We start from the raw sequence: 10,354 nt of genomic DNA on the forward strand, positions 1-10,354 counted from the left end.
TGCGCTTGTCGGCGCCGATCTATATCTGAGCCAGCGTGCCGATCCAATATTGAGCCAGGGGTTCATGGGTTCGGGGCGCCCCCGGGGCAGCCCAAGGCGCTTCGGTCCTGATCAAACAATCAAGCTTGAAAGAGTGAAATGAATCGTGCGTGGCTCGAGGTCAAGGTTGCGAAGAAGACGGTCGAGGCGGTCGATGTCGTGTCGTTGGAGTTGGTGAGCACCGACGACTCGGCGTTACCGCCGTTCAGCGCCGGATCGCACATCGACGTGGAGTTGCCCAACGGGCTGGTGCGCCAGTACTCGCTGTGCAATGACGCGACGGAGACGCATCGCTACCTGATCGGCGTGCTGCTCGACGCCGGGACACGCGGTGGATCGAAGAGCGTCCACCACGACGTCGCTGTAGGCAGCACGATCCGGATCAGCGAGCCGCGCAATCATTTCCAGCTCGTGGCCGCCGAGCGATCGATCCTGTTCGCAGGCGGCATCGGCGTGACGCCGATCCTGTGCATGGCCGAGCGCCTGGCCTCCTCCGGTGCCGAGTTCGAGATGCACTACTGCGCACGCTCGCGGGAGCGGACCGCGTTCGCAGGCCGGCTCGAGGCATCGGCCTTCGTTCCTCGGGTGGCCCTGCACTTCGACGATGGCCTGCAATCGCAGCGCCTGGATGCGGAGACGGCGCTGGCGGCGCCGGCCAGCGGAGCGCACCTCTACGTCTGCGGGCCCACGGGCTTCATGGATCACGTCATGAAGACGGCCCGTGAGCAAGGGTGGCTGGAAGAGAACATCCACTTCGAGTATTTCGCGGGGCAGACGCAGGCCGAGGGCGCCAATACCGGCTTCCAGGTCAAGATCGCCAGCTCCGGCCGCGTGATCGCCGTGGCGGCCGATCAGTCGGTGGTCGCTGCCCTGAATGCGCATGGCATCGAAGTCCCGGTCTCGTGCGAGCAGGGTGTCTGCGGAACCTGCGTGACCCGCGTGCTCGACGGCGTGCCGGACCACCGCGACATGTACTTCACCGAAGCCGAGAAGATCAAGAACGATCAGATGACGGTGTGCTGCTCACGTGCGCGCTCGCCGCTGCTGGTGCTCGACCTTTGAGCGCAAAAGGCGTCGGCGCCGCTCGCAAACAGTCGATCAAATCTATACTTGCCGATATAGCTAAGCAGCGCTTGGTGCTGCTTGATCACTCACCACTGACGGAGGCATCGCATGGCCGGTAACGCAGACGAGCTGAACGAACTGAACGGGCTGTTCGAGAAAGTGTCTGGATACTTCGCGTTGTTGAGCGAGCCCACGCGGTTGAAGATTTTGCATTCGCTGTGCCACACCGAACGCTCGGTGGGCGACATCGTCGAAGCGCTCGGCGCGACCCAGGCGAACGTGTCGCGGCACCTCAATCTCATGCACCGGGCCGGCGTGCTGGCACGGCGCAAGGACGGCAACCTGGTCTTCTACAGTGTGTGCGACCCGAACGCCGTGAGCCTGTGCCGCGCGGTCTGCACCAACATGATGGCCATGCCCGACAAACCGCTGAAACGCGCCAGCGCGCGGCGCTTCATGGCGTCGGTGGCCTGACGGCGCCGCCGGCTGAGCCCCGCCACCCCGGGTTACCCCGGGGTTTTTTTGGCACTTGTTCATGCGTCAATACTCATACGCGTATGTGATCACAAGAAATATCGATGAAGGCACTCCCTCCGTTCCTCGGGCGGCTCCTGAAGGCGCCGGAAAACTACGTTTCGCGCGAGTTCAAGCTCCAGGTCGACCAGTGCGGCATGGACGACGAGCGCCGCGGCTTGCTGCGACGCAGCTTTCTCGGCGCGGCGGCGGGCCTGGCGGGCGGGGCCGCGCTCGCGCAGCCGCGGGGTGAGGACGCGATCCTCGTGCCCCAGCCGCATGCCGTCGCGCTGGGCCAGCCGGTGGCGGCCACCGGCTACGGCCTACCGTCCCGCTACGAGCGCAACCTCCAGCGCCGCGAGAGCCCCGGTCTGACGCGCGTCACCCAATCGAGCGTGTCGTTCTGCCCGCTGCAGGGCCTGTTCGGCGTCATCACGCCCAGTGGGCTGCACTTCGAGCGTCACCACCAAGGCTGGTGGGACATCGATCCGAGCCAGCACCGGTTGATGCTCAACGGCCTGGTCAAGACGCCGATGGTGTTCACCGTCGAGGAGATCATGCGTCTCTCGCCGGTCAGCCGCTTTCATTTCATCGAATGCGGCGCCAACACGGCGATGGAGTGGGGCAATGTGGCGGTGCCGACGGTGCAGTACACGCACGGCATGCTGAGTTGCAGCGAGTTCACCGGCGTGCCGCTGCGCGCGCTGCTCGAAATGGCCGGCGCCGACTTCACCAAGGGCAGGTTCGTGCTGGCCGAAGGCGCCGACGGCTCGTCGATGACGCGCACCATCCCGATGGAGCTGGTCATGTCCGGCGAGGTGCTCGTGGCCTACGGCCAGAACGGCGAAATGCTGCGCCCGGAAAACGGCTACCCGCTGCGCCTGGTGGTGCCGGGCGTGCAGGGCGTGAGCTGGGTGAAGTATTTGCGCCGCATCGAGCTGGGCGATCAACCGTATGGGACCAAGGACGAGACCAGTCATTACGTCGACCTGATGCCCGACGGGCGCCACCGGCAGTATTGCGGCATCCAGGAGTGCAAGTCGGTCGTCACCACGCCTTCGGGCGGGCAGGTCCTGCTCGACCAGGGTTTCTACAACATCACCGGGCTGGCGTGGTCCGGCCGCGGCAAGGTCAAACGAGTCGACGTGTCGGTCGACGGTGGTCGCAACTGGCGCGGCGCGCGGCTCGAGGGGCCGGTGCATGGCAAGGCGCTGACGCGCTTTAACCTCGACTGGTCGTGGGACGGCAAGCCCGCCATCATCCAGTCGCGTGCGATGGACGACACCGGCTACGTTCAGCCTCACTACAAGCCATTGCGTGCGGTGCGCGGCACGCGCTCGATCTATCACAACAACGCGGTCCAGTCGTGGTTGGTGTCCGAATCGGGCGAGGTGAGCAATGTCCAGGTCGCTTGAGCTGTTGGTGCTGGCGGTGGCCTTGGTGACGACGGGCCCTGCGGCCGCGCAAGCGGTGGCGTCGCCCAAGGCGATCACCGGCATCGGTCGGGCCGCGACGGCCGACGAGCTCGAGGCCTGGGACATCGACGTACGCCCCGACTTCACCGGCCTGCCCAAAGGCTCCGGCTCGGTCACCAAGGGGCAGGACGTGTGGGAAGGCAAATGCGCCTCCTGCCATGGCACCTTCGGTGAGTCCAACGAGGTGTTCGCGCCCATCGTCGGCGGCACGACCGCAGACGACATCAAGGCGGGCCGTGTCAAGGGCCTGTCGCAAGGCGGTGCCCGCACCACGCTCGCCAAGCTGCCGACCCTGTCGACCCTGTGGGACTACATCAACCGCGCCATGCCGTGGACGGCGCCCAAGACCTTGAGCACCGAGGAGGTGTATGCGGTCACCGCCTACATCCTCAACCTGGGTGAGATTGTCCCGGCCGATTTCGTGCTGTCGGACCAGAACATTCGCGACGTGCAAAAGCGCTTGCCCAACCGCGATGGCATGACCACCGACCACGGGCTGTGGACGCCTGGCGGCAAGCCCGACGTGAAGTCGGTGGCGTGCATGTCCAACTGCGAAATCAATGTCGCCAAGGTCGCGTCCTATCTGCCGAATACTTCGCGCAATGCGCATGGCAACCTGGCCGAGCAGACCCGCCCGGTGGGCGCCGTGCGCGGTGTGGACACGAGCAAGCCCCCGGCCACCCCGGCGGCTGCCGACGCGGCCACGCTGCGCGCCGACGTCGCAGTGGCGGCAGCACCTGCGGCGGCCACCGCCGAGCCGGCACGCCCCGACGTCGGCGGCGCCGCTGGCCTTGCAAAATCGCGCAACTGCCTGGCCTGCCACGGGCTCGCGAACAAGATCGTCGGTCCCGGCTTCAACGAGATCGCGGCCAAATACAAGGGCCGCGTCGATGCCGCGAGTTACCTCGCGGGCAAGATCAAGGCGGGCGGCAGCGGCGTGTGGGGCGCCGTGCCGATGCCCGCGCAGCCACTCTCGGACGCCGAAGCCGGCGTGCTCGGCGCCTGGCTGGCCGGCGGCGCTCAGTAGAAGTCCCGTCGATCGGAAGCGGCACACGCACATAAACTACATGCGCGAATGATCAACTATCAGTGAACAAATGGGCGTGGCAATCATGCCGGTGCTTGCTCGCTGCTCGTCGTGCAGGGCCATCCACGGCGGCCTGGGATGCCGCGGTCTCTCGAGGCGATGAGCCATGATCAAGGATGAAAAGGAGTTCGGTATGAAAGCAACTTTCACGCGCCGCCAGGCGCTCCAGGGCGGTGCGGCGTATGGCGCGCTCGGCCTGTTCGTCGCCGCAGGCCTCGTCACGCCGCAACAGGCCTTGGCCCAGCAGGCCGCCTGGAACAAGGCGGCGTTCGACACGACGGACATCGATGCCACGGCCAAGGCGCTCGGCGGCGGCGGCTTTGCGCCGTCCGACAAGATCACCCTGACCGGGCCGGACATCGCCGAGAACGGTGCGGTGGTGCCGGTGGGCGTCGCGACCACCTTGCCCAACGTGACGCAGATCGCGATCCTGGTCGAGAAGAACCCCAACACGCTGGCGGCCAACTTCAAGATGAGCAAGGACGCCGAACCCTTTGTCACCACGCGCGTGAAGATGGGCCAGAGCTCCAACGTCTACGCGATGGTGCAGTCCGACGGCAAGCTCTACGTGGCCAAGAAAGAGATCAAGGTCACGCTGGGCGGTTGCGGCGGCTGAGTCTGGAACCAATCAGGAGATCGACATGGGAAACCCGATGCGCATTCGCGCCACCGAAAACGGTGGTGTCGTCGATGTGAAGGTATTGATGAGCCACGTGATGGAGACCGGCCAGCGCAAGGACACTGCCGGCGTCGCGGTGCCGGCGCACTTCATCCAGACGGTGAGCGCCACCTACAACGGCGCGATGATCATGGAGGCCGATTGGGGTCCCGCCGTATCGAAAGATCCGTTCTGGAACTTCAAGTTCAAGGGCGGCAAGAAGGGCGACAAAGTGACGGTGAAGTGGGTCGACAACAAGGGCGACTCGCGCACCGACGAGGCGGTGATCGCGTGAACGCGCGGCTGCTTCGGCTCCTGCGAAGCCTTGGGGTCGCGATGTTCGAGACATCGGGTTCGGGGTCGCGATTGACGGCGTGCAACAAGAGCCAAGAATGCCAAAGGAGACCAGCGTGAAGTCATTGCTGATCGTCGCGAGTCTTTGCGCTGCCACGGCGGCGGGGGCTCAGGGCTCGACGTCCGTCGAGATCGAGAAGTACCGCCAGATGATTGCCGAGGGCAACCCCGCCGAGCTTTACGAGGCGCAGGGCGAAGAAATCTGGAAAAAGGCCGACGGCCCGAAGAAGGCGTCGCTCGAGCAATGCGACCTCGGGCTCGGCGCGGGGGTGGTGAAGGGCGCGTACGCGCAGTTGCCGCGCCACTTCAAGGACACCGATCGCGTGCAGGACCTGGAGTCGCGTCTGCTCACCTGCCTCGAGACACAGCAGGGCTTCAATGCGCAGGAAGTCGTCAAGACCCCGTTCGGCAAAGGCAAGAAGGCCGACATCGTCGCCTTGACAGCCTGGGTTTCGGGCCTGTCCAAGGGCATGAAGGTCAATGTGGTGCCCACGCATGCGCGCGAGAAAGAGGCCTTTGCGCTCGGTCGCAAGGCGTTTTACTTCCAGGCGGGTACGCACGACTTTGCCTGCGCCTCCTGCCACGGCGAGGACGGCCGGCGCATTCGGCTGCAAGACCTGCCCAACATCACCACCAAGGAAGGTGCGGCCCAGGGCTGGACCACTTGGCCGGCCTATCGCGTGAGCAACGGGCAGATGTGGTCGATGCAGCACCGCCTCAACGATTGCTTTCGGCAGCAGCGTTTCCCCGAGCCCGTCTACGGCTCCGACCTGACCGTGGCGCTGTCTTACTTCATGGCGGCCACCTCCAGCGGCGCCGTGATGGCAACGCCCGGCATCAAGCGTTGAATCCCGAGGAGCATCCGATGAAGAAGACCGCATTGATCCTGGCCGTCGTCGTCGCGGGCTGCGCGACGGGTTCGAGCCCGCAGGCCGATCTCACCGCGGGTTTCGACGCGATGATCAAGAGCGGGTTCGAAGCCAACAAGATCGCCACGCTCGACCGTCTTAAGCAAGACGACACGCAAGCGCTGTGCTCTGACCCCGCCGCGGCCACCGGTGCTGCGGCCGCGCCGCGCCGCGCGCTGATCGAAAAAGCCAACCTGGCTTCGATCAAATGGCCGAGCGACGGCAAATACCTGGGTGACTGGAAGGAGGGCGAAAAAATCGCGCAGAGCGGCCGGGGCCTCACCTGGACCGACGCCGCCGGCCAGCCCAACGGCGGCAACTGCTACAACTGCCACATGATCGACAAGAAGGAAATCTCCTTCGGCACGATCGGCCCGAGCCTCTACAACTACGGCAAGCTGCGCGGCGTGGGCGACCCCGACGCCGCCGCCGCCAGCACCGAGATGGTGAAGTACACCTGGGGCAAGATCTGGAACGCCAAGGCCTACAACGCGTGCTCCAACATGCCGCGCGCGGGGCACATGGGCATCCTCACCGAACAGCAAATCCAACACGTGATGGCCTTGCTGCTCGACCCTAAATCGCCGGTCAACCAGTGAGCGAGAGCCGCACGTCGTGCGGTTTTTCAATCGTTCGTGCATCCGTGAATGATTGATTACAGAAAGACATGCCATGTCGCTTTCGCGCCGCGAGTTCCTTAACGTGTTGGCGATCGCGTCGGCGTCCGGCATGGCGCTGGACGCTCCGGCAGCGCTGGCGGCCACCGGTGGCGGCAAGCTCTACGAGCTGCCGCGCTTTGGCAATGTGCATTTCATGCACTTCACTGACTGCCACGCGCAGCTGCTGCCGATCTACTTTCGCGAGCCCAGCGTCAACCTCGGCGTGGCCGGCGCCATGGGCAAGACGCCGCACCTGGTCGGCGAACACTTGCTGCGGCAAGCGGGGCTGCGGCCGGGGTCGCGCGAGGCCCACGCCTTCAGTTACCTCGATTTCGACAAGGCCGCTGCCACCTACGGCAAGGTGGGCGGCTTTGCCCACCTCGCCACCTTGATCAAGCGGGTGCGCACGACCCGCCCCGGCGTCCTGCTGCTCGACGGTGGCGACACCTGGCAGGGCTCCGGCACGGCGCTGTGGACCCAGGGGCAGGACATGGTCGATGCCTGCCTCGAGCTGGGCGTGGACGTGATGACCGCGCATTGGGAAATGACGCTCGGCGACAAGCGCGTGAAGCAAATCGTCGACCGGGATTTCAAGGGCAAGGTCGAGTTCCTCGCGCAGAACATCAAGACCCAGGACTTCGGCGACCCGGTCTTCGCGCCCTACACCCTCAAACAGATGAACGGCGTGCCGGTGGCGGTGATCGGCCAGGCCTTCCCCTACACGCCGATTGCCAACCCGCGCTACCTGGTGCCCGACTGGAGCTTCGGCATCCAGGAAGACAACATGCAGAAGATGGTCGACGAGGTTCGCGCCAAGGGCGCCAAGGTGGTGGTGCTGCTGTCGCACAACGGCATGGATGTCGACCTCAAGATGGCTTCGCGCGTGCGCGGCATCGACGCCATTTTGGGCGGCCACACGCACGACGGCGTGCCGGCGCCGGTGATCGTCGCCAACCCGGGTGGCAAGACGCTGGTCACCAACGCCGGTTCCAACAGCAAGTTCCTCGGCGTGCTCGACTTCGACGTGCAGGGCGGCCAGATCCGCGACTTTCGCTACAAGCTGATGCCGGTGTTTGCGAACCTGTTGCCGGCCGACCCGAAGATGGCCGCGCTCATCACGAAGATACGCGCGCCCTTCGATGCCAAGCTGCACGAAAAGCTCGCCACCACCCAGGGCACGCTCTATCGTCGCGGCAACTTCAACGGCAGCTTCGACCAGCTGATCGTCGACGCGCTGATGGACGTGAAGGGCGCCGAGATCGCGTTTTCGCCGGGCTTCCGCTGGGGCACTTCTTTGCTGCCAGGCAGCAGCATCGAGCTCGAGCACGTGCTCGACCAGACCGCCACCACCTACTCGTACACGACGCTCACCGACCTGAGCGGTGAGACCCTGAAGACCGTCATGGAAGACGTGGCCGACAACCTCTTCAACCCCGATCCTTACTACCAGCAGGGCGGCGACATGGTGCGCGTGGGCGGCATGACGTACGCCATCGACCCGAACGCACGCATGGGCTCGCGCATCCAGGACATGCGCTTGGGCGGCAAGCCGATCGAGGCCGGCAAGACCTACAAGGTCGCTGCCTGGGCGCCGGTGGCCGAGGGTGCCCGGGGCGAGATGGTGTGGGACGTGGTGGCGACCTGGCTGCGCGACCAGAAGGTCGTGGCGCCGCGCAAGCTCAATGTGCCGCGCGTCATCGGCATGGACGGCAACCCGGGCACCGGCGCCTGAGCGGGGCGCGGTACGCCCTCGTGCGGCCCAGCCACATTGCACGGCGACATCATCGCCTGATCAAATGAGCGAGCGCTTGAGTAGTGGATGCCCGCGCACGGCCCGAGGAGTCGCGATGGCGGTTCGGTTGCAGGCAGTGCGCACCGTCTGGCTCTGGCGCGCGGTGGTGGTGGCTGCGCTGGCGCTGGCAGCGTCGGCTGTCCAGGCCGAGCCCTTGCAAGCCACCAAGCTGAGCGAGCACGTCCATTACTTCCAGGGTGCCGTCGGCCAGGCCTCCGCGGCCAACCAGGGCTTCATGTCCAACGCCGGCTTCGTGGTCACGAGCGAGGGCGTGGTGGTGTTCGACACGCTCGGAACGCCGGCCCTGGGGCAGGGCATGATCGATGCGATCCGCCGCATCACCGACCAGCCGATCCGGCGCGTCATCCTCAGCCATTACCACGCTGACCACTTCTACGGCGCGCAATCCTTCAAGGCCATCGGCGCCGAGATCTGGGCCCACGCCGCCGGCCGAGCCAGCTTGACTGCCGACCTGGCGCAGCAGCGGCTCGCGCAACGACGCGCCGATCTGTTCCCGTGGGTGGACGAGAACACGCGGCTGGTGCCCGCCGATCGCTGGCTCGCGTTCGACCCCGGCGGCGAGCTGCGTTTCGAACTCGGCGGCGTGCGCTTTCGGCTGCTCGACGTGGGTGGTGCGCATTCGCCCGAGGACCTGATGATGTTCGTCGAGAACGACGCCGTGCTGTTTGCGGGCGACCTCTACTTCACCGGGCGCGTGCCTTTTGTCGGCGGCGCCAACACCCGCGCCTGGTTGCGTGCGCTGGGTCGCCTGACGGCCCTGTCGCCGGCCATGGCAGTCCCGGGCCACGGCGCCGCATCGCGCCACGTGGCCGACGACCTGCGCCTGACGCGCGACTACCTGACCTACCTGCGTGATCAGATGGCGCGCGCGGTCGAGGAGCTCACGCCGTTCGACGAGGCCTACCGGGCGGTCGACTGGAGCCGCTACGCCAAGCTACCCGCGTTCGGGCCGGCCAATCGACTCAACGCGAGTTCGGTGTACCTGGAGATGGAGCGCGAAAGTCTGCAGAAGCCGTGACGGTGGCTGCCCGCGCCAGCTACTTGTCCAGCTTGTAGAAGGCCGTGTTCAGGTAGGCGGCGATATCGCGCTCGTCATCGGGGAACAACTCCAGCCGCAGCTGCGAGTTGCACAGGCCCACCTGCCGTCGCAGGTCTGACAAGGTCTTGACCTTGCGATCGGGCCGCTGGTAGAAGCCGGCCTCGTCATGCGCGGTCTTGTCGATGTGGCAGGCCGCGCAGCGCTTGCTGTCATGCAGTGCCCGGCCGTTGGCCAGATCGGCCCCGGCAAGGGGGTTGGCATGCGCTGCGGGGATGGTCAGCGCGGCCAGGGCACAAGCAAGGCAACTCAAGCAGTAGTTCGTTCGCACCGGAAACCTCGCTGGAGCGGCGCGGTGGGCCGCGGCAGGCTTTGATGGTTGCGCAGAGCGGCACGTTGCTGAACGGGGTCAACCCTGGCATAGCGCACTTGCACAGCGCTCAGACGCCATCCCTTTCGATCGAATAGGAGAGGCAATCTGCAACCGGCCGGCGGCAATTTCGGTGGTGCGGGTTGCGGTTGCGGTTGCGGTTGCGGTTGCGGTTGCGGGCAAGCGCAAGTGCAAGGGCAAGGGCAAGGGCAAGGGCAAGGGCAAGGGCAAGGGCAAAGGGTCGGTAGGGCGCGGCAAAGGCGCGTCCGGGCAGGCGGCAGCGCTTCGTCGAGGCGGTCTGCGCTTTGCTCCGACTGCATTGCGGTGCTCGGGCTCGTGGCCCGTCGCGCAACTCACTGCGCTCACTGCGTTCGCTT

Annotated in this window: 12 protein-coding genes; 10 read left to right on the forward strand and 2 right to left on the reverse strand. The window is 65.8% G+C overall.

Annotated features, from left to right (window positions below):
* The first annotated feature begins 138 nt into the window (after positions 1-138).
* From RMO12_RS07910 to RMO12_RS07955, 10 genes are all read left to right on the forward strand, one after another.
* Complete coding sequence (locus tag RMO12_RS07910) at positions 139-1,101, forward strand: PDR/VanB family oxidoreductase (RefSeq protein ID WP_309638872.1); 963 nt, start codon at positions 139-141, stop codon at positions 1,099-1,101.
* 111 nt (positions 1,102-1,212) lie between these two features.
* Complete coding sequence (locus tag RMO12_RS07915) at positions 1,213-1,578, forward strand: metalloregulator ArsR/SmtB family transcription factor (RefSeq protein WP_309638873.1); 366 nt, start codon at positions 1,213-1,215, stop codon at positions 1,576-1,578.
* A gap of 197 nt (positions 1,579-1,775) precedes the next feature.
* A complete protein-coding gene (gene soxC / locus RMO12_RS07920; RefSeq protein WP_405029642.1) occupies positions 1,776-3,032 on the forward strand; it encodes a sulfite dehydrogenase in 1,257 nt (418 codons plus the stop codon).
* On the forward strand, positions 3,016-4,119 hold the full coding sequence (locus RMO12_RS07925) for a c-type cytochrome (RefSeq protein WP_309638875.1): 1,104 nt from the start codon (positions 3,016-3,018) through the stop codon (positions 4,117-4,119). The genes soxC and RMO12_RS07925 overlap by 17 nt, the downstream gene beginning before the upstream one ends.
* 193 nt (positions 4,120-4,312) lie before the next feature.
* Entirely contained in the window at positions 4,313-4,795 is a 483-nt protein-coding gene (gene soxY, locus RMO12_RS07930) for a thiosulfate oxidation carrier protein SoxY (RefSeq protein WP_309625330.1), read from the forward strand.
* 25 nt (positions 4,796-4,820) lie between these two features.
* Entirely contained in the window at positions 4,821-5,132 is a 312-nt protein-coding gene (gene soxZ / locus RMO12_RS07935; protein ID WP_309638877.1) for a thiosulfate oxidation carrier complex protein SoxZ, read from the forward strand.
* A gap of 97 nt (positions 5,133-5,229) precedes the next feature.
* Entirely contained in the window at positions 5,230-6,039 is an 810-nt protein-coding gene (gene soxA / locus RMO12_RS07940) for a sulfur oxidation c-type cytochrome SoxA (protein ID WP_405029641.1), read from the forward strand.
* 17 nt (positions 6,040-6,056) lie between these two features.
* The gene (gene soxX / locus RMO12_RS07945; RefSeq protein WP_309625328.1) at positions 6,057-6,698 is read left to right on the forward strand and encodes a sulfur oxidation c-type cytochrome SoxX; all 642 of its coding nucleotides are present in this window, start codon (positions 6,057-6,059) and stop codon (positions 6,696-6,698) included.
* Positions 6,699-6,771: 73 nt separating this feature from the next.
* The gene (gene soxB, locus RMO12_RS07950) at positions 6,772-8,490 is read left to right on the forward strand and encodes a thiosulfohydrolase SoxB (protein ID WP_309638878.1); all 1,719 of its coding nucleotides are present in this window, start codon (positions 6,772-6,774) and stop codon (positions 8,488-8,490) included.
* Between the two features lie 115 nt (positions 8,491-8,605).
* Positions 8,606-9,589: an MBL fold metallo-hydrolase gene (locus tag RMO12_RS07955; RefSeq protein ID WP_309638879.1), complete on the forward strand. Its 984-nt coding sequence runs from the start codon at positions 8,606-8,608 to the stop codon at positions 9,587-9,589.
* 19 nt (positions 9,590-9,608) lie between these two features.
* On the opposite strand, the gene RMO12_RS07960 is transcribed toward RMO12_RS07955, so the two are convergent.
* Together RMO12_RS07960 and RMO12_RS07965 are read right to left on the reverse strand one after the other, a co-directional pair.
* Positions 9,609-9,920 carry a hypothetical protein gene (locus RMO12_RS07960; RefSeq protein WP_309638880.1) on the reverse strand — a complete coding sequence of 104 codons (312 nt, stop codon included), beginning with the start codon at positions 9,918-9,920 and terminating at the stop codon, positions 9,609-9,611.
* A 127-nt stretch (positions 9,921-10,047) separates the two neighbouring features.
* Positions 10,048-10,354, reverse strand: a 307-nt coding sequence (locus RMO12_RS07965; protein WP_309638881.1) for a hypothetical protein, incomplete at its 5' end; no start/stop codon positions are given.

The organism is Methylibium sp. (assembly GCF_031393925.1).
Classification (GTDB): domain Bacteria; phylum Pseudomonadota; class Gammaproteobacteria; order Burkholderiales; family Burkholderiaceae_C; genus Methylibium.